Origin of the sequence: Williamsia muralis, assembly GCF_002735905.1 — a bacterium.
Classification (GTDB): domain Bacteria; phylum Actinomycetota; class Actinomycetes; order Mycobacteriales; family Mycobacteriaceae; genus Williamsia; species Williamsia muralis_A.
On record NZ_PEBD01000004.1, the window covers coordinates 907,875 to 926,538 of the forward strand.

At 65.1% G+C, this 18,664-nt stretch carries 20 protein-coding genes; 13 read left to right on the forward strand and 7 right to left on the reverse strand.

The features are described from left to right. Positions 1 to 58 precede the first annotated feature (58 nt). Together CSW57_RS04945 and CSW57_RS04950 are read left to right on the forward strand one after the other, a co-directional pair. Complete coding sequence (locus CSW57_RS04945; protein ID WP_099381675.1) at positions 59 to 877, forward strand: maleylpyruvate isomerase family mycothiol-dependent enzyme; 819 nt, start codon at positions 59 to 61, stop codon at positions 875 to 877. A gap of 7 nt (positions 878 to 884) precedes the next feature. Next, entirely contained in the window at positions 885 to 2,180 is a 1,296-nt protein-coding gene (locus tag CSW57_RS04950; RefSeq protein WP_099381676.1) for a family 1 glycosylhydrolase, read from the forward strand. Here CSW57_RS04950 and CSW57_RS04955 read toward each other — a convergent pair. After that, complete coding sequence (locus CSW57_RS04955; RefSeq protein ID WP_099382058.1) at positions 2,077 to 3,102, reverse strand: hypothetical protein; 1,026 nt, start codon at positions 3,100 to 3,102, stop codon at positions 2,077 to 2,079. The genes CSW57_RS04950 and CSW57_RS04955 overlap by 104 nt on opposite strands. Positions 3,103 to 3,277: 175 nt before the next feature. Between CSW57_RS04955 and CSW57_RS04960 the strand changes: the two genes are divergently transcribed. Beyond that, complete coding sequence (locus tag CSW57_RS04960; protein ID WP_099381677.1) at positions 3,278 to 4,084, forward strand: SDR family oxidoreductase; 807 nt, start codon at positions 3,278 to 3,280, stop codon at positions 4,082 to 4,084. Beyond that, the gene (gene cobF, locus CSW57_RS04965) at positions 4,081 to 4,857 is read left to right on the forward strand and encodes a precorrin-6A synthase (deacetylating) (protein WP_099381678.1); all 777 of its coding nucleotides are present in this window, start codon (positions 4,081 to 4,083) and stop codon (positions 4,855 to 4,857) included. The genes CSW57_RS04960 and cobF overlap by 4 nt, the downstream gene beginning before the upstream one ends. 91 nt (positions 4,858 to 4,948) lie before the next feature. On the opposite strand, the gene CSW57_RS04970 is transcribed toward cobF, so the two are convergent. Then, positions 4,949 to 5,695 (reverse strand): 3'(2'),5'-bisphosphate nucleotidase CysQ, encoded by a 747-nt coding sequence (locus CSW57_RS04970; RefSeq protein ID WP_062800388.1) that lies wholly within the window; start codon positions 5,693 to 5,695, stop codon positions 4,949 to 4,951. A gap of 25 nt (positions 5,696 to 5,720) precedes the next feature. On the opposite strand from CSW57_RS04970, the gene CSW57_RS04975 reads away from it, so the two are divergent. From CSW57_RS04975 to CSW57_RS04990, 4 genes are all read left to right on the forward strand, one after another. Beyond that, complete coding sequence (locus tag CSW57_RS04975) at positions 5,721 to 6,608, forward strand: DNA-formamidopyrimidine glycosylase family protein (protein WP_099381679.1); 888 nt, start codon at positions 5,721 to 5,723, stop codon at positions 6,606 to 6,608. Positions 6,609 to 6,652: 44 nt separating this feature from the next. Beyond that, a complete protein-coding gene (locus CSW57_RS04980) occupies positions 6,653 to 7,720 on the forward strand; it encodes a Ca2+-dependent phosphoinositide-specific phospholipase C (protein ID WP_099382059.1) in 1,068 nt (355 codons plus the stop codon). Continuing rightward, a complete protein-coding gene (locus CSW57_RS04985; protein WP_099381680.1) occupies positions 7,717 to 8,457 on the forward strand; it encodes an SDR family oxidoreductase in 741 nt (246 codons plus the stop codon). The genes CSW57_RS04980 and CSW57_RS04985 overlap by 4 nt, the downstream gene beginning before the upstream one ends. Before the next feature lie 62 nt (positions 8,458 to 8,519). Beyond that, positions 8,520 to 9,194, forward strand: coding sequence for a response regulator transcription factor (locus tag CSW57_RS04990; protein WP_023962643.1), 675 nt, complete (start codon positions 8,520 to 8,522; stop codon positions 9,192 to 9,194). On the opposite strand, the gene CSW57_RS04995 is transcribed toward CSW57_RS04990, so the two are convergent. Both CSW57_RS04995 and CSW57_RS05000 read right to left on the reverse strand, forming a co-directional pair. Further along, positions 9,144 to 10,574 (reverse strand): sensor histidine kinase, encoded by a 1,431-nt coding sequence (locus CSW57_RS04995; RefSeq protein ID WP_223249038.1) that lies wholly within the window; start codon positions 10,572 to 10,574, stop codon positions 9,144 to 9,146. The genes CSW57_RS04990 and CSW57_RS04995 overlap by 51 nt on opposite strands. 199 nt (positions 10,575 to 10,773) lie before the next feature. Then, positions 10,774 to 11,436, reverse strand: a complete 663-nt coding sequence (locus CSW57_RS05000) for a hypothetical protein (RefSeq protein ID WP_223249039.1) — start codon at positions 11,434 to 11,436, stop codon at positions 10,774 to 10,776. A 52-nt stretch (positions 11,437 to 11,488) separates the two neighbouring features. Here CSW57_RS05000 and CSW57_RS05005 point away from each other — a divergent pair, with 52 nt between their 5' ends. Then, positions 11,489 to 12,022: a hypothetical protein gene (locus tag CSW57_RS05005; protein WP_099381682.1), complete on the forward strand. Its 534-nt coding sequence runs from the start codon at positions 11,489 to 11,491 to the stop codon at positions 12,020 to 12,022. 3 nt (positions 12,023 to 12,025) lie between these two features. Here CSW57_RS05005 and CSW57_RS05010 read toward each other — a convergent pair whose 3' ends face one another. Continuing rightward, positions 12,026 to 13,000, reverse strand: coding sequence for a mechanosensitive ion channel family protein (locus tag CSW57_RS05010; protein ID WP_099381683.1), 975 nt, complete (start codon positions 12,998 to 13,000; stop codon positions 12,026 to 12,028). A 144-nt stretch (positions 13,001 to 13,144) separates the two neighbouring features. Here CSW57_RS05010 and CSW57_RS05015 point away from each other — a divergent pair, with 144 nt between their 5' ends. From CSW57_RS05015 to CSW57_RS05025, 3 genes are read left to right on the forward strand one after another with little or no spacing between them, the layout of a single operon-like run. Beyond that, positions 13,145 to 13,501, forward strand: a complete 357-nt coding sequence (locus CSW57_RS05015) for an ArsR/SmtB family transcription factor (RefSeq protein ID WP_223249040.1) — start codon at positions 13,145 to 13,147, stop codon at positions 13,499 to 13,501. After that, complete coding sequence (locus tag CSW57_RS05020; RefSeq protein WP_099381684.1) at positions 13,498 to 13,980, forward strand: SRPBCC family protein; 483 nt, start codon at positions 13,498 to 13,500, stop codon at positions 13,978 to 13,980. The genes CSW57_RS05015 and CSW57_RS05020 overlap by 4 nt, the downstream gene beginning before the upstream one ends. Beyond that, the gene (locus CSW57_RS05025) at positions 13,967 to 14,539 is read left to right on the forward strand and encodes a TIGR03086 family metal-binding protein (protein ID WP_099381685.1); all 573 of its coding nucleotides are present in this window, start codon (positions 13,967 to 13,969) and stop codon (positions 14,537 to 14,539) included. Before CSW57_RS05020 ends, CSW57_RS05025 begins: the two co-directional genes overlap by 14 nt. A 6-nt stretch (positions 14,540 to 14,545) precedes the next feature. On the opposite strand, the gene CSW57_RS05030 is transcribed toward CSW57_RS05025, so the two are convergent. Then, entirely contained in the window at positions 14,546 to 15,889 is a 1,344-nt protein-coding gene (locus CSW57_RS05030; protein WP_143696479.1) for a hypothetical protein, read from the reverse strand. Next, positions 15,886 to 17,568, reverse strand: coding sequence for a glucose-6-phosphate isomerase (gene pgi, locus CSW57_RS05035; protein WP_099382062.1), 1,683 nt, complete (start codon positions 17,566 to 17,568; stop codon positions 15,886 to 15,888). Before pgi ends, CSW57_RS05030 begins: the two co-directional genes overlap by 4 nt. Positions 17,569 to 17,734: 166 nt before the next feature. Between pgi and CSW57_RS05040 the strand changes: the two genes are divergently transcribed. Beyond that, positions 17,735 to 18,658: a formylglycine-generating enzyme family protein gene (locus CSW57_RS05040; RefSeq protein WP_099382063.1), complete on the forward strand. Its 924-nt coding sequence runs from the start codon at positions 17,735 to 17,737 to the stop codon at positions 18,656 to 18,658. The last annotated feature ends 6 nt before the right edge of the window (positions 18,659 to 18,664 follow it).

Consider the following 18,664-nt stretch of genomic DNA (forward strand, 5'->3'; position numbering starts at 1 on the left):
CCGCCCATCGCCCCAATCCTGGCGACTCGGACCGGTGGCATCCGTAGTGTCACCAACCATGAGCCGAACCATTGTGCCCAGGGAACCCGCCATCGAAGCCCTCACCGCGGTCTGGGCGTCCGTGCACCGATTGGCCGACTCGTTGACCGACGACCAGTGGAAGAACCCCTCGACGCTGCCGGGGTGGTCGGTGGGGGACATCGTGACCCACGTGTTCACCACGGAGTTGATGCTTCTCGGCGATCCGGAACCCGTGGTCGAGGCCGACGTCAGCGCCTATCCGCACGTGCGCAACGACATCGCTGCAATGAACGAGCGGTGGCTGGTGCACTACCGGGCACAGGGGAGGGCCACCACGATGGCTGACTTCGCGGACACCATCAAGCGCCGCACCGCCGCCCTCGACGCGACAACGCAAGACGACTTCGACGCCGACTCATTCACCCCGGCAGGGCCGGACACCTATGGCAGATTCATGCGCATCCGGATCTTCGACTGCTGGATGCATGAACTGGACGTGCGCGACACCCTCGGGCTGCCTGCGCCGGATGATGCAGTCAGTGCGCGGTTCGCCGCCGACGAGATCACCCAATCGCTGCCCTACCTCGTCGGAAAGAAGGCGGGGGCGCCGACAGGTAGTCGGGTGCGCTTCGACATCACCGGTCTGACTCCCCGAACAGTGAACATCGCCGTCGACGGCCGAGCGGCAGTGGTGCCCGAGTTCGCCGAGGAACCGACCCTGGTGCTGCGCCTCGACATCGCAGATCTCGCCCGTCTGATCGGTGGCCGGACAAGTGCTGATCCGTCCGCCGTCGAGGTGGACGGTGATCGTGACCTCGCAGATGCTGTGCTCGACAACCTCGCATTCACGATCTGACTCGGAGATGACCATGATCAGGCGGATTCTCGCGGTTGTTCTCCCGATTCTCGTCGCCGTGGCGGTCCCGACCGCGCCCGCTTCGGCGCAGGGTGCGGTGCTCGGTGACGACTTCCTGTGGGGCGTCGGTTCGGCAGGATTCCAGTCCGAGGGCAGCTCCCCGGACAGCAACTGGCTGCGCTACTCGAACAGCACACGGGTCCACGATCGCGTCGGCACCTCCGTCGACTTCCGCCACCGCTACGCCGAAGACATCGAGAACGCGAGGTCGATGGGCGTCGAGGTGTACCGGATCAGCATCGAGTGGGCGAGGATCCAGCCTTCACCGGGGGTGTGGGATCAACAGGAACTCGCCTACTACGACGACGTGATCCATCACATCCTGCGTGCGGGGATGCGCCCGATGATCACCCTCGACCATTGGGTGTACCCGGGCTGGGCTGCTGATCGTGGTGGCTGGAACAACCCGACGATGGCTGCGGAGTGGCTCGCGAACGCCCGTGCGGTGGTCGACCGCTACGCCGCATACGACCCGATCTGGATCACCATCAACGAACCGATGGTCTACACCTTTCTTCGTGAGGTGAACTTCGGCGGTCTTGCGCCCCAGAACGTTCCGCTGATGCTGAACCAACTCGTACACGTGCATCGCACCATCTACGACTACATCCACGCCCGTCAGCCAGGCGCCTGGGTGTCGTCGAACTCGGCCTATCTGCCGACTGTGCAGCCGGCCCTCGATGCACTCTTCCTCGACCGCATCGCCGACAAGCAGGACTTCGTGGGCATCGACTACTACTACTCCGTGGCCGCAACGGATGTGAACACCTACAACGCCGCCACCGAGGAGTACTGGAAGGCATCCACGTCGGCAGATGGGCTCTATTACGCGCTGCGGTATTACGCGCGAAAGTTCCCTGGCACACCGCTCTACATCGTCGAGAACGGTATGCCCACCAAGGACGGCGAGCCGAGGCCCGACGGATACAGGCGGGAAGACCAGCTCCGTGACGCCGCGTACTGGATATCCCGCGCCAAGTCCGACGGTATGAACGTGGTCGGTTACAACTACTGGTCCATCACGGACAACTACGAATGGGGCAGTTACGCATCACGATTCGGACTCTACCGCGTCGATGTGAAGTCCGACCCGTCACTGACCCGGCAGCCGACCGAGGCGGTGGCCGCCTACCGCGACATCATCGCCAGTGAAGGCGTTCGGTCAGATTATCGACCCACCCGGCCGGCCCAGTTCTGCTCACTGGTGGATGCTCCAACGAGCTGCAGTCAGCCGGTACGGTGAACTCGCCGGACGAGAAATCCGCACGATCGCCCCGAAGATTCTCCTCAGCGGAACGTTCGGCTTCTGCCGTTCCGAAGATCGCAACGGCAACCGCGCCGAGTGTGGCGAATGTGAAACCTGCCAAGGCAAGCCATTCGAGCCCCGGCACCGTCGAGTCGCCGAGCCACATGACTCCGACGATGGCCGGTGCGGCGGTTTCGCCGACAACCAGTGCCGCGGTCGATCCGTTGACCGCACCGAGCTGCAGCGCCACCGTGTGCAAGTAGAAACCTGCCGCTCCGGCAATGGCGATGACCCAGGCCGCCGGGTCGGCGAGCATGGTGGACATCGAGAACGGGGAGACGCCGTCGAGCACCCTGACGCCGATCGCGACCGCACCGAACAGCAATCCTGCTGCGGCCCCGGCCGCGACCGATCCGCCGCGTCCCATGCGCCGCACACCGAACAGCGACAAGCCGACAACCAGCAACGTGGCCAGCAACAGTGCCCAGTGCAGCGACCTCGACGTCTCGTATGAGGTGTGCGGTTCTGACGCGGCCCCGAGCAGCAGCAGCGAACCCATGACGGTGCCCATGGCTGCCCAGTCGCGGCCATGGAGTTTGATTCCCAGCAACCGGGTGCCCAAAAGAGCGGTGACCACGAGGTTTCCGGCGACGATGGTCTGCGACAGGAACAGTGGCAGAGCGCGTGCAGCGCCGGCACCGGCGATGAAACCCAGGACGTCGAACAACGCCCCGACAATGAACACGCCGGTGAGCGCGGTGGCGACCGTCGACTGCAACGTGGGCGAGCCGGCTGCGGTGGACATCCGGTGGTCATCGGCGTTTTCGCGTGCCGCCTGACGCGCACCGAGCGCCTGCATCACCGACGACAGTCCGTAACCGACCGCGGCCAGCAACGCCAACGTGATTCCGACAACCACAACCCACACCCACTTCCCACACTCGACCCGGTCCAACAACAAAGGATGCTCAGGTAATTCCCAGGTTCGCCACTGATTTAAATGCCACCCTCCGAGAACTGACCGTGGTCAGCCCGAAAATTCATCGTCGGCGGAGGCTTTCGGTCAGCCGTCGGCAACCGCCTACTGTGTTCGCATGACCCGAACTGTGCTGATCACCGGCGCTTCCAGTGGCATCGGTGCCGAAGTAGCTCGTCAATTGGTGTCTCGTGGGCTGACCGTGCTGGGCACCAGCCGTCACCCCGAATCTGTGACCGACCCCATCCCCGGCGTCCGCTATCTCGAGCTCGACCAGAACGATCCGGCCAGCATTGCCCGATGCGCCGAGCAGGCCGGTGCGGTGGACATCTTGATCAACAACGCGGGCGAGAGCCAGATGGGGCCGCTCGAGGACACCCCGATGGAGGTGATCGAGAAGCTGTTCGCCACCAACGTCTTCGGTCCGATCGCCTTGACCAAGGCAGTTCTGCCAGGGATGCGTCAGCGGGGTCGCGGCACCGTGGTGATGGTGGGGTCGATGCTGGCGAGTTTCCCGCTGCCCTTCCGGTCGACCTACGTGGCCACCAAATGCGCCATCAAAGGATTCGCCGACGCGACCCGTCGCGAACTCGCGCCCTTCGGCGTCGCCATCTGCACCGTGGAGCCCGGCACCATCGCCACCGGCATCGGCGACCGCCGGGGCTACTTCATCGCCGACGACTCCGCCTATCGACGCGAGTACGACATCGTCGCTGCGGCCACCCGCCGCAATGAGGATGCCGGACTCGACGTTGTCGAGATGGCCGAGGTCGTGGTCGACGCGGCGCTGAATCCGGATCCAAAACCTCTGTACGCCAAGGGTAATCGGGCATCGATCGTGTTCGCGCTTCGTCGTGTGCTGCCGAGCCGGGCCATCCTCGACATCACGAGCAGATTCCACAACCTGCCCAAGGCGCGGCCGTGACCGAGCGGACGCTTCTGGTCATCGGTATCGGCCCCGGCGATCCGCGGCAGGTCACCATCGAGGCCATCGAGGCGATGAAGTCGGTGGAGGTGTTCTTCGTCCTGGACAAGGCTCCCGAACGGGGAGTCGAGGTGAAGCAGTCGCTGGTGGGACTGCGTCAGGAGATCTGCGAGCGATATCTAGAGGGCGGGTACCGGTTTGTCGAGGTCCCCGACCCGCCACGCGACCGCAATCCCGCCGATTACGCCGCCGAGGTCCGCAGATGGCACGACGCCAGGGCCGACCTCATCGAGCGGGCCCTCATCGACGAACTGCCAGAAGGAGGGGTGGGGGCAATCCTGGTGTGGGGTGATCCCGCCCTGTACGACAGCACCCTGCGGATCGTCGACACGATCATCGGTCGTGGGCACATCGGCCTCGACCATCGCGTCATTCCAGGGATCTCCAGTGTCTCGGCACTGACCGCGGCCCATCGGATCCTGCTGAACCGGATCGGCGAACCCATCCACATCACCACCGGACGCAAACTCGCCGACACCCCGGGGGAGGTGGCCGCCAACCAGGTGGTGATGCTCGATGCCGACTGCGCTTTCCTGGACACCGCTGATGCGCTCGACCACATCTGGTGGGGTGCCTACCTCGGAACCGAGAACGAGATCTTGATCGACGGAACCGTCGGCGAGGTGGGGGAGCAGATCCGCGACGTCCGCACTGCCGCGCGTGAGCGGCACGGCTGGATCATGGACATCTATCTCGTTCGCAAGCCCCGGTAGCCGCCCACCCCCGCGATGATGTGGCCTTCTGGCGAAGATAATCCCAGGTCGGCGCCACCAAAAGGGCACATCATCGGGGAGGGGGTAGGTGTCAGAGGATCTCGTCGAGGGCAGCGAGGATGGGGTCGCGTAGCTCGGTTCGGCAGATGATGAAGTCGGGCATGAACGGGCTGGGCCGGTTGTATTCGAGTTCCGAACCGTCGATGCGGCTGCAGTGCAGACCCGCAGCGCGGGCGACTCCGACCGGCGCGCAGTTGTCCCACTCGTATTGACCACCGGCGTGGACGTAAGCGTCGGCATCTCCGCGCACCACGGCCATCGCCTTGGCGCCCGCGGACCCGATCGGCATCATCTGCAAACCGAGGCGCCGGGAGACGTGGTCGGCCTCGTACGACGACCACCCGCGTGAGGCCACCATCCGGCCGGTGAGTTCACCCTCGACCACGGGCACGGTGTCGGTGGCGAACACCTGACCGATCGCAGGCAGCGACACCGCGCAATCGGTGGGCTGACCACCCATCGTCAGAGCTATGTGCACTGCCCAGTCGTTGCGCCCGGAAGCGAACTCACGCGTTCCGTCGAGGGGGTCGATGATCCAGACCCGGTCGGCGCGCAGGCGGCCGGCGGAGTCGCGTGCCTCCTCGGACAGGACGGCGTCGGCGGGGCGGTGTTCGGCCAGCACCGCGGCGATCCAGGTCTGCGCCATCGCATCGCCGACATCGCCTAGCAGTCGCCCCTGCAGCAGGTGTTCGTGGCGGATGTCGACGAGAATCTTCCCGGCGCCTTCGGCCAGTAGTCGGGCCAACTCGGCGTCCGACGCCGAACCAGTAGAGCGCATCTAATTACTAGAGCACACTGTCTACATGCCTGAGTTACCTGAGGTGCAGGCCATCGCCGATTATGTTGATGGCCGTGCCGCCGGATTGCCCATCCGACGAGTCGACGTGGCGTCGCTGGCAGTGCTCAAAACGGCGGACCCGCCGTACACGGCGCTCACGGGCCGCATCGTGGAGTCGGTGGGGCGAGTAGGAAAATACCTGGTCATCACCACCGCTGCGACCGACCCCGGCGATGTGGACCCCAGGTTGCACCTGATCATCCACCTGTCCCGCGCCGGATGGCTGCGATGGTCGGACAACCTCTCTCCCGCCCCGCCGCGCCCCGGAGGGAAAGGGCCGATCGCACTCCGGGTGCACTGCGGTCTGCCCGGTGAGGGCTTCGACGTCACCGAGGCGGGCACACAGAAACGTCTCGCAGTCTGGTTGGTGCGCGACGTAAACGAGGTCGAACGAATCAAGACACTCGGTCCGGATGCGCTCGCTCTCAGCCGTGACGAACTCGCCGCTCTGCTCGGCAAGACGAGTGCGCGCATCAAGACGGTGATCACGGACCAACGCACCATCAGCGGTATCGGTAACGCCTACAGCGACGAGATCCTCCACACTGCCAAGCTTTCGCCGTTCGCGACCGCAAAGGGGTTGTCGGCTACCCAGATCGACGAGCTCTACGCAGTGATCCACGAAGTGCTCGAAGGTGCCATCGGCCGTCTCGAGGGGCAAGAGGTCGCGCGGCTCAAAGGCGAGAAGCGGTCCGGGTTGCGAGTGCATGCGCGAACAGGTCTGCCGTGTCCGGTGTGTGGTGACACCGTGCGAGAGGTGTCCTTCACCGACCGTTCCTTTCAGTACTGCCCCACGTGCCAGACCGGCGGCAAGGTGCTGGCCGATCGCCGGATGTCACGACTGCTCAAGTGACCACATCCGACAGATCGGCCCGTGTCCACCGCGGTGAGAACGGGATGGACCCACTGCCATCCGGCTTGCGGCTCAACGAGATCCAGTTCATGGCGACGCACAACTCGAGTCACCAGCTGATGCCGCCGGACGAACGGTTCACCTGGTTGATGGGATCGAACCTCGACTCCTACCGATACGAACACCTGCCGTTGGACCGTCAGCTCGGCGAGCAGGCGGTACGGGGCCTCGAGCTGGATCTGTATCCCGACCCACAGGGCGGCTTGTACCGCTGCCCGCTGGCCAGGCGATGGCGTCGCCGTGGTCCACGCCCCGAGAGTCTCTGGGATGAGCCGGGTTTCAAGGTGATGCACGGTCCCGACGCCGACTATCGCACCAGTTGCCCGACGCTGACCGGCGCCCTGCAAACCATCAACGCATGGTCCACGTCGAACCCCGGTCACGTCCCCATCGTTGTTCAGCTCGAACTGAAAGGGTCGTGGCCGTGGGCACGGCTGACCGGTGGCGCCCGGGTACCACGATGGACGACAACGGTTCTCGACGACCTCGACCGGGAGATCCGGGCTGTGTTCGCCGACCACCGGATCATCACTCCGGACCGGGTGCGCGGTGACTCCGAGACGCTGGAACATGCCGTGCTCACACGCGGCTGGCCGCTACTCGACGATGTCCGGGGGCTCGTGATGTTCTTCCTCGACTACGGCGACAACACCTACGTCCGGGACAACTATCGAGCGGGCCGGCCCAACCTGGAGGGGCGGGTGGCATTCACCACTCCGCCTCCTGCCGAGACAGATTCGGCGTTCATCATGGTGAACGATCCACGGGACGCGAACGGTGCTCACATCACCGACCTCGTGCGCCGCGGATACCTGGTGCGCACCCGCTCCGACGACCCGGTCTCGACTGCGAAGGCGAACCAGCACACCCGGGTGGCCGCCGCACTGGACTCGGGCGCACACATGATCAGCACCGACTTCCCGCAACCCGGTCTGGCTTTTCGCTGGGGTGATGGCGAGTTCAGAGCGCAACTTCCCGGTGGTGTGTCGGTTCGGGTCAACCCGTCCGTCGTCACCGGCGTAGGGCGGGGCCAGGTAAGTTCACGGCCATGACACGCAACAAGATCCTGATCACGGGCGCCAGTTCGGGATTGGGCGAGGGAATGGCCAAAGCCTATGCAGCGCAGGGTCGTGAACTGGCGTTGTGCGCCCGCCGCATCGACCGCCTCGAAGACCTGCAGACCCAGCTCTCCGGGCGGGGCGGCCGTGTTGCGGTGGCCCAGCTGGACGTGACAGACACCGCATCGGTGCCCATCGCGTTCCGTCGGTTGCGCGACGACCTCGGCGGGCTCGACCGTGTCATCGTCAACGCGGGCCTGGGCAAAGGCGCCCCACTGGGCACCGGCAAGGCACATGCCAACATCGAGACCGTACAGACCAACCTGATCGGTGCGCTGGCTCAGATCGAGGCCGCGATGGAGATCTTCCGGGCGCAGGATGCGGGCCACCTCGTCCTGATCAGTTCGATGAGTGCGGTCCGAGGTCTGCCCAAGGCGCAAGCCGCGTATTCGGCATCGAAGGCGGGTCTGTCGGCTCTGGGTGAGGGCTTACAGGCCGAGCTGGCGGGTTCGCCGATCAAGGTCAGTGTGATCTTGCCCGGGTACATCTCCACAGACATCAATGCGGGGGTGAAGACCAAGCTGATGGCCGACAGAGACAGCGGGGTGCAGGCTCTGGTCGCCGCGATCGAGTCGGAACGCGCTCGTGCCGTGGTGCCGCGGTGGCCGTGGACCGGGATCGATCTGGCGCTGCGTCATCTCCCGGCCGGGATCACCCGCAGGTTGCTCTGACACGTTTATGCTCGCCGCAGGCATTGGCCTGTTGGACACAATCGGGGTCGGAGGTCGGCTAGGTGCGCGTTCTGGTGGTCGAGGACGACGTCCGCGCGGCAGAGACAGTTCGCCGGATGCTGGTCAGTGACGGATGGAGTGTGGTGATCGCCCGCGACGGGGCCGACGGCTTGTGGCAGGCGACCGAGAACGAGTTCGACGTCATGGTGCTCGACATCATGCTGCCGGAGATGAACGGGTACCAGGTGATCAAAGCACTGCGTGCGCGGGAGATCTGGACGCCGGTGCTCATGCTGTCTGCCAAGGATGGTGAATACGACCAGGCCGAGGCGTTGGATTACGGCGCCGACGACTACCTGGTGAAGCCCTTTTCCGTGGTGGTCCTCAAGGCGCGTCTGCGTGCTCTGCTGCGCCGCGGAGGCAAGGAGCGACCGGCCGTTCTCTCCGCCGGAACCCTGCGGCTCGATCCCTCCGACCACGGGGTGACCCGTGACGGCGAGCCGATCAAACTCACACCGCGCGAATACTCGGTGCTCGAGTTCCTGATGCGCAACAAGGGTCGTGTTGTCACGAAAACGCAGATCATGCAAGCGATCTGGGACGACAACTACGGCGGGGACGTGAACATCGTCGAGGTGTACGTGCGCTACCTCCGCAAGCGCATCGACGTCCCTTTCGGACTGGATTCAATCCGCACTGTGCGCGGATCCGGATACTGCCTGTCCGACGACCAGTGACGGCTCGGGGCTGCCGGCGGCGGCCTTGCCGGTCTCGGCCGCGATGGTGGTCTCGGTCCGGATCGTGATGCTGAAGGTGGCCCCGCCGCCTGGCGTGTCCGACACGGCGATGAATCCGCCGTGCGCCCGCGCGATCTCGGCGGCGATGGGCAGACCGAGCCCCGATCCGCCGGAGTGCCGGCCGCGATCATTGCCGTGGCGGTAGAAGCGATCGAAGATCTTCGCGCGAGCGTCCGCCGGTACACCGGGGCCGTCGTCGGCCACCTCGATCGTGGCGGTGCCCGCCACGACGTCCTCGCTCATCGACAGCGTGATCGTGGTGTTCGCGTGGTGAGAAGCGTTGTCGGTCACGTTGCGGACCGCGCGGGCCAATTTCTCCGAATCGCCGATCACCCGGATGGGTGTCACCTCCGTGACCACTGTTGACAATCCGAGTGAGCGGAGCCGTTGAGCCTCGGCGCCGACGATGTCGTCGAGATCGACCTCGTCGACGATCAACGGGATACCGCGCTCATCCGCACGTGCCAGGAGCAGTAGATCTGCGACCATGGTCTTCATTCGCAAGGCCTCGGGAAGCAGGATCGTGCGAACGGTGTCGACGTCCACGGCGGAGTCGGTGTCATCGGCGAGGTCGAGGATGCCCACCAATGTGGTGAGCGGCGAACGCAATTCGTGTGAGGCGTCGCCGACGAACTGCAGCTGACTGTCCCGGCTCTGCTCGAGCCGTTCGAGCATCGTGTTCATGGTGGAGGCGAGCCGGGTCACCTGGTCGTCGGTGGTGGGCACCGGAACCCGACGGCTCAGATCCGAACTCGTGATGGCCTCGACCTGCTCGGTGATGCGGGTGACCGGCCGAAGCGCGCGGCCGACGAAGTAGTACACCGCCGCACCGGCGATCAAGATGATCAGAGGGAACTCGATCGCGAGAATCAATGCGGTGCCGCGCAACCCGGACAGATAGGGCTGCTTCGAGACCGCGGTGATCACGTTGTAGTCGACACCTTGCCACTGGGCGCCGGTCACCTGTCCGCAGTACGTTCCGGATCGGCCGGGAACCTCGACGTCGAAACGCTCGGTCTTCCACCATCCAGGGGAGACGGGGTAGATGGGATCTTCGTCGGAGTCGGGCGAGCTGAACACCACGACGCCGTTCGCGTTCACCACCTGGATGATGTCCACGCCCGTGGTGGGGGCGAGCAACCGGGGGGCGATGTTGCCGATGCCACCTTCGTCGATCTGGCGGGCTATCTCGTACGACCGTGAACCCGTCGACTCGTACATCGTGCGGTCCTGGTGGCGGTGCAGCATGTACAGCATCAGGGCGCCACCGGTCATCAGCGCAAGCGCGACGATGATGGTCGCGACGACGGTGGAGCGCATGCGCACTCCCTGATCGCGGCGGAACATCGCACGGACACCGCGTGTCCTGTCGGCTGGCACCTGTACCGAACTCCTTGCTGAGGGCTGCCTCGATGGTAGGTGGGCCGTTCATCGCAGGCCAGCGGGAGCTTTCAGCGGATCTTCAGGCGAGCACCCATACGCGTGGTCGGATGCCTAGGAGCTCGGTCGCGACGGTCGATCAGCTGGTCGGAACGGCCGAACCCGAGGGAGCCACGGGGGATCCGTCCGACCACACCACGGGTGCGGACTTGTAGTCGAACGGTTTCTCTCCGGTGTCGGCCCAGTAGATCACCCTGCTCAGCTGTGTGCCCGGATCGGCAAGCGCGACAAGGCACGTGGCGAACGACTGGCCCTTGGTCAACGTCTGTGGCCGTTCGGCCGCCTGACATTTGGCGAACCCCTCCGGCGGTGTGAGGGTGAGTGCCGGTGTGACCCCGTCGGCGCTGCCCGCGAACCCCGCCGTCGACATCGTGTTGCGCTGACGGTCGACGGCCTGGGTGATGGTGAGGCGCACGTAGAAGGGTGTGCCGCCATGAGTGAACGACTCCGGCAGATCACCGTCGGCTCCTGGCTCGATGCCGGTGACCGTGAACCCGGCCAACTGCTGCTCGGGGCGAAACGCATCGGCCGGTAGAACCGCTGTCTGCGACCACTGCAGCGAGTCGCCGGGTTCGGTCCGCTCCGGGGGTCCGGCAGGCAGGGTGACGTCGGCGGAGACCGGCACGGTGACGCTCGGACTCGCGGGCGCCGGATCTTTGTCGTCACCACTGCTCGAACAACCGGCCAGGGCGACGGCGACCGCGCTGAGGGCTGCAATGACCACAGTGGAACGCACACTCATGCCGTGATCGTAAGTGCTGGACGCCGATGACGGGCGACGTAGGGTGAGCGGTATGGGTAAACGAAAGGGCGAGGTCTACGGGCGCGGCGCATTCCAGCTTTACGGCAGCGAACGCCAAGTACGCATGAGCGATCTGCTCTGCGATGTCTTCGGTCGCGACGACATCACCTGCTACGCGGGCGATTGGCGAGGCATCCTCTACTTCACCCTCGACGAAGAACCGGACGTGGCCCCCGATCAGGTCTTCGGCTTCGACCCGTCGACCGGCGACAGCGGCGAACTCGCAACGCTTCCCGAGCTGATGGCGTCCATCGACCGCGGCGACATCACCGAAGCCGTTGACGGCGATGCTTTCTCGGCATGGCTCGCCGAGACTGGCCACCGCGAGATACCGATGGGAACCTGCGCGCCGACAGTAGAACTCGAGTTCATCGGCGGGTCTGCCGACGAACGGGTGACCGAACCCCGTGACGTGGTCACCCACGTGGCGCTGGCCGCCGTCATCATGGGTCGCCTGGAAGCCCTCGACGTGCAACCAGGCGACCCCATTCCCGACGAGTTGTTCGATCAGGCCCGCTGGGAGTGACGGCTAAGAGCCCGGAGCCTCACCGGCGCTGACGAGTGCCGACGGGCCCAGCTCCCGGCCGTTGGGGTACGGCAGACGAATGTCGTTCGCCTCGTAGGCTTCCAAGATCTGCTTGCGGACGCGACGCTGCAGCGACCACTGCGCGTTCGGTCGGGTCTTGATGAGCACTCGCAAGGTCACCATGTCAGCCGAGATCTCCTGCACACCGAGCATTTCGGGTGCGCCGAGGACGTCCCGGGCGGTGGATTCGTCGGCCACTGCCTCGTGCGCGGCGTCGAGAGTGACCTGTTCGGCGCGTTCGAGATCGACGTTGTGGGCGATGGGGACCTCGACGCGGGCCACGGCGTAGTCCTGGCTCATGTTGCCGACCCGGACGATCTCGCCGTTGCGGACGTACCAGAGGGTTCCATCGATGTCCCGGACGGTGGTCACACGCAACCCCACGGTCTCCACCTCGCCGATGGCTTCACCGAGGTCGACGATGTCGCCGACTCCGTACTGATCTTCGAGCAGCATGAAGACGCCCGAGACGAAATCCCGGACCAGGTTCTGGGCACCGAAACCGATGGCCAGACCGACAAGTCCGGCGGAGGCGAGAAACGGTGCGATGTTCACCTGCACCACGCTCAGGCAGGTGAGCACCACCCACACCAGGATGAGGATCGAGGCTGTGGACTTGAGCACCGAACCGATTGTCTCGGCCCGTTGTTGTCGCCGTTCGATCACCTGGGGATCACGCAGCGCCTTGGGAGTTCGTTCGCGCAAATGACGCACGATCGCGGGCTTCTGGTGTGCATCACCGTCACCGGTGGCCCGTGGCCGCCGGGTGGCACGGTCGATCACTCGGTGTGCGACATACCTGACGGCCAGGCCGGCCAGGACATAGATCACAATCCGGATGGGGTTCTCGATCAGCCAAAGTCGGTTGCTATCAGTCCATTCGAACGCCGAGTGGACCTCGGAGGCGGAAAAACTCATTGGTCCGACGGTACGTACTTGTTGTCGTGGGTCAACCCGCAGCGCCGAGTCTGATTCTTTTCAACCTGGTGGTTGACGCGCGCGATCGTAGCGATCTATCGTGGTTTAAACCGAAAGGTTGAAAGCTGAGGAAGGAGGCGCGTCGTGGACGAGCTGTCCCGGGTCTTCGCCGCGCTTGCAGATCCGACCAGACGCGACATGGTGACCAGGCTCTCGGTCGGTGATTCGACGGTGAATGAGCTCGCCGACCCTTACCCGATTTCGCTTCAGGCGGTCTACAAGCACCTCAAGGTCCTGGAGAACGCCGGCGTGGTGACAAGGCCGCCGGGGCCCCAGCCACGGCCTGTTCGACTCGAAGCGGAGGTCTTTGACCTGATGGACCACTGGATCGAGCGGTACCGGCGCCGCGCCGAGGAGCGATACCGCCGGCTGGACGCGGTTCTTGCGCATGTGAACGACACCGAGTCAGGCAACGATGAGCAGAAAGGGAACACGGCATGAGCACCACCACCGAAGCGAAGATCGAGGCCGATCCGAACGTGCCGATCATTCGCATCACCCGTGAGTTCGCGGGCACGCCCGAGCAGCTGTTGCGGGCGCACACCGATCCCGAGCTCTTCGCGCAGTGGATCGGTCCCAGCGCTCTGGACACACGGATCGACGAATGGGACGCGCGCTCCGGCGGCAGCTGGCGATTCGTATCCACCCGCGACGGAGAGGAATACGCTTTTCGCGGCTGCTTCCACGACATCCGGCCGGACCGCATCGTGCAGACATTCACGTATGAAGGCGACCCCGATGGGGTGGCCCTGGAAACCCTGTGGTTCGACGACCTCGGGGACGGACGTACCCGGCTGCGCACGCAGTCGCTGGTGGACAGTTTCGAGGGCCGGGACGCCTGGCTTCGAAGCGGTATGGACGTCGGGGTCAACGAGGGATACGCCAAACTCGAGGAGATGCTGACCAGTGACGCTGTCTGATCAACCAGCCGAACGGCACCGTGAGGTCTGTCGGATCTTCGGCGATCGCGTTCGGGGCACGCAGTCCTGGGATGTGCCGTCACCGGTCGCCGACTGGACGGCCCGAGATGTGGTGCGTCACCTGACAGAGTGGTTCCCACCGTTCCTCGCCGGCGGCAGCGGTGTTCGATTGCCGTCCGGGCCGAGCGTCGACGACGACCCGGTCGGGGCGTGGCTCACCCAGTGTGACGGCGTGCAGGCGGTGCTCGACGACCCGGCGACCGAAAACTCGGTCCTGAGCAACCCGCACATCGGCGACGTACCGCTCGGCCGCGCGATCGACCAGTTCTACACCGCCGACGTGTTCATGCACACCTGGGACATCGCCCGTGCCACCGGCCAAGAAGATCGGCTCGACCCCGACTTCTGTGCTGTACTGCTGACCGGGATGGAGCCGATCGAAGAAGTGATGCGGTCATCGGGGCAATACGGCGCCCGCGTGCCGGTGTCAGACGACGCCGATGCGCAGACCAGATTGCTCGGCTTCATCGGCCGGAACCCGGAGTGGGCCCCGCTCTGACCTCGACTACCAGTACGTCGCTGTCAGATCCCATCGAGCAAGGATCTGGTCTATCAGAAGGCGCAGATCCTCGCTTCGCGCGACTGCCGGGTCGGGCGTTCCGACACAGAACGTGAGGCAGTCGCCCGTGGTGGCGGCCCAGCCGGCAACTGATGTCCGGGTGTGCCCGCATTGCCGACCGGTGAGTCCGCCGTGAACCGACCGTGCGGCGATGGCACGGCCGCGATGACCGGCAAGCATCGTCAACATGCCGTCGAGCGCACCGAGATTGGACGCCAGCCCATCTCGTGACCCTGGGTCGGGCATCAGCCTGTGGGCAGCCCGATGACCGATCACCTGCACCAGTTCTTCGGGCATTCCTGCCGGCGGACCGATGCCCACACCCGTCCCTGCGGCTTGAAACGCAGAGCGTGCTCGGGTACGCAGACCGGCCAGGTCTCGGCACTCGTCGATCGTGGACACCGATATCGTCGCCGCCGTCAGCGAATTCCCCGCAGCACGACCCAGTGAGATGGGGATGATCAACTCGACAGGGCCCGAACCCCGGACCTGCAACACCAGTTCGGCTATCAGCGCTGTGAACAATGTGTTGGCGGTTCCGCCGTGTGCCTCCGCAACCTCGCGCCATGCGCGGAGATCGATCGAGAAGATGGCTGTCGGTTCACGCCAGTCGGGAGCACCTTCGGTCTTTGCGGGCTTCGGCTCCGATCCGGTTGCCGCCGCGAGCAATTCGGCTCGCCGGCGTGAGTTGATCATCGCCTTCCACAGGCTCCGTGTGACACCCCCGAGGACCGCCCGGAGCTGTCTCGTCGCATCACGGATGTCGTCGGCCACGGTGGGTAGATCGTTGACCCGATCGACGGGAGGCGCTGCACCCGAGGCGATCTGCACGGCACGGACCAGAGACAGGGCATCGGCGACCACATGTGAACAGAGCAACGACACCACACTGCCGCCGCCGGAAAGTCTGGCCACCGACAGTTCCCACACCGGGCCGGTGTCGATGTTCAGAGTGGTTTTGCCCCGAGCGTCGGCCCACTCCGTGATCCCACCGGGAGGCAGGGGTTCGGTCTCCGAATAAATCGGGGCGAGTTCCGCACCGTGCACAAAGCTGCTCCGCGCCGGCCATATCCGACCGCGCACCACGCGCCGCGTCAGTGGGCCGGCGGCCAGCCCCTGGTATGTCGACTCGAGATCCGCGGCGGTCAACATCGTGTCGAAGCGCCACAGTCCCTGCATCGAGGTGGGGATGCCCATTCCGTGGTGGGTTCGCCAGAAGATGTCATCGGCCACCCCGAGCCGATCGATGCGCCGGGGTGCGCCGATGCGGCGGCGCCCCTGTGCTCTCACGCGGTGCGGCCCCGGTGGGTCCGGTACCAGCGGGCCAGTGAGTCGGTGGACGAATCATCTTGCGGTGCAGGGGATTCGTCATCGGTGATGATCTTGAGTAGCTCTTTTGCCTGCGTCTTGCCGAGTTCGACGCCCCATTGATCGAAGCTGTTGATACCCCAGATCGCACCTTCGACGAACACCTGGTGCTCGTACAGGGCGATCAACTGACCGACCACCGACGGCGTCAGCTTCGGGGCCAGGATGGAGGTGGAAGGCCGATTGCCCGGCATGACCTTGTGCGCCACCACATGCGGGTCGACGCCTTCGGCGGCGACCTCGTCGGCGGTCTTGCCGAACGCGAGAACCTTTGTCTGAGCGAAGAAGTTGCTCATCAGCAGGTCGTGCATGCTGCCGGTGCCATCAGCCGTCGGCAGATCGTCGGTGGGCTCGGCGAAACCGATGAAGTCTGCCGGCACCATCCTGGTGCCCTGATGGAGCAGTTGGTAGAACGCGTGCTGCCCGTTGGTTCCTGGCTCGCCCCAGAAGATCTCGCCGGTGTCCGTGCTGACGTGGTGCCCGTGCGCGTCGACCGATTTGCCGTTCGACTCCATCGTGAGCTGCTGCAGGTACGCGGCGAACCGGGAGAGATCGTTCGAATAGGGCAGCACCACACGGGCTCCGGCGTCCCAGAAGTTCGAATACCAGAGACCGATCAGGCCCAGGATGACCGGCGCGTTCTGGTGCAGCGGCGCAGTGCGGAAATGCCGATCGACCACATTGAAACCGGCGAGGAAGTCGGCGAAGGCCTCCTTGCCGATCGCCGCCATCACCGACAGGCCGATCGCGGAGTCCACCGAGTAGCGGCCACCGACCCAATCCCAGAAGCCGAACATGTTCGCGGTATCGATTCCGAACTCGGACACCTTCTCGGCGTTGGTGCTCACGGCGACAAAGTGTTTGGCGACGGCCTCGGGTCCGGCCCCCAGCTTCTCGAGCAGCCAGGTACGTGCCGCCGCGGCGTTGGTCAGCGTTTCCAGCGTGGTGAAGGTCTTGGATGCGATCACGAAGAGGGTGGTCTCCGGATCGAGATCGGCAAGGGTGGCAACCAGGTCGGCGGGATCGACGTTCGAGACGAACCGACAGCGGATCGCGGTGTCGACGTAATGGCGCAGCGCCTGATAAACCATCACAGGCCCGAGATCGGAGCCACCGATACCGATGTTCACAACGGTCTCGATCGGTTTACCGGTGTGTCCCTTCCACTCACCTGAACGCAGCTTGTCGGTGAACTCACCCATGGCGTCGAGCACCTCGTGGACGTCGTGCACCACGTCTTGGCCGTCCACCTTGAGCGTGGCGTCGCGTGGCAACCGCAGTGCTGTGTGCAGGACCGCACGGTCTTCCGAGGTGTTGATGTGCTCGCCCCAGAACATGGCGTCGCGCTTCTCTTCCAATCCGACTTCACGGGCGAGGTCGAGCAGCAGGTCGAGAGTCTCGCGCAGGACGCGATGCTTGGAGTAGTCGATGTGGAGGTCGCCGACGTCGATGGTCAGCTCGGCACCGCGCTTGGGGTCCACCGCGAAGACCTCGCGCAGGTGCATCGCGTACACGTGCGGCTGATGGGCCGACAGCTGCTGCCAGGCATGTGACCCGGTCAGATCGAACTCGCGGGCGGACTCGCTCGGGACGCTACTCATTTTTCGACAGACCCCTTCGTCGGTTACGAACTGCACATCTGCACTGAGGATGACCTCGACCGTCAGCCTATCCAGATCGAGCGCTCGGCTCGCGGCGAGCGGTCGAACTGTTCGCGATACGTCGGCGAACTCTCCGGTGGTTCCGGCCGCCGAATACGATGGGCCCATGTCCTGCTGCACCCCACGGTCTGAAGGAACCCCGGAGCTGTCGGCGCCCACCATCGAGGGTCGGGGCATGCACCGGGTTCCTCAGGTGAGCATTCCGGACGGGACGTTCACCATGGGTGATTCGACGGGCGACGGGTTTGCCGCAGACGGGGAGTCGCCGCTGCACGACGTCGCGGTCAGCGCATTCGACATCGACGCCGTCACGGTGAGCAACAACGACTTCGCGGAGTTCGTGGCAACCACCGGCTACGCGACAGTGGCCGAGCGACAGGGATCCTCGGCCGTCTTCCAGTCACTGGTGGCCGAGGGCAGCGATGTGGTGGGCCGGTCTCCGACCGCGCCATGGTGGCTCGCGGTCGCCGGTGCGGACTGGGCGCACCCGTTCGGCCCCACCTCCGATCTGGACGGCCTCGACGACCATCCCGTCGTGCACATCAGTTGGCATGATGCACAGGCGTATTGCGAGTGGTCGGGGCGCCGGCTCCCCACCGAGGCCCAGTGGGAGTGCGCAGCGCGAGGTGGGATCGCGGGCGCCCGCTACCCGTGGGGAGATGAGCTGCTGGCGGCCGATGGGACCTGGCAATGCAACATCTGGCAGGGCGAGTTCCCTTCGAACAACACCGGGGATGATGGATTCGTCGGTACGGCACCGGTGACAGCATTCGCGCCCAACGGGTTCGGGTTGTGGCAGATGGCCGGCAATGTCTGGGAGTGGTGCGAGGACCGATTCGATCCCCGGTACTACCGCAATGGCAATGTGGTCGACCCGGCCGGACCCCAGCGTGGACGCGCGCGAGTGCTGCGTGGAGGGTCCTATCTCTGTCACGACTCGTATTGCAATCGCTACCGGAACTCGGCGCGGTCGCACAACACCCCGGAATCGTCGATGGGCAACGCCGGATTCCGCACCGTCGGGAGGTAGCCTCGC